The sequence below is a fragment of the Marinobacter iranensis genome, from assembly GCF_029207565.1.
GTDB classification, from domain to species: Bacteria; Pseudomonadota; Gammaproteobacteria; order Pseudomonadales; family Oleiphilaceae; genus Marinobacter; species Marinobacter iranensis.
In genome coordinates, this window is sequence record NZ_JANCMW010000242.1 from 1 (window position 1) to 262 (window position 262).

Annotated in this window: 1 protein-coding gene; it reads left to right on the forward strand. The window is 61.1% G+C overall.

The window, feature by feature from the left end; genetic code table 11:
- Nucleotides 1-262: hypothetical protein (locus NLU14_RS22200; RefSeq protein WP_275710684.1), on the forward strand; the 262-nt coding region annotated here is incomplete at both ends.

The window sequence follows — 262 nt, forward strand, 5'->3', positions numbered from 1 at the left end:
GTGTTCGTGCCGTCCGCGACATTCTCGCCTGTTGCCGGCGCCGCCGTGCCGATTGACAGCCCCGACGCAGCGACGGTCGTCTGCGGCGCCGATGCTGTCTTCGGCCAAGTAACCGTAATCGTTAACGTGTCTTTCGAAGCGCCGGATACGACCGCGGTATATGTGCCTGAACCGAGATTCGCGATGCGGCTCGTCAATGCTTTTGCACCGCTTGCTCCATATACGCCCGCGGTATCGTCGAAAAAGAAGCCGGATACGGCCG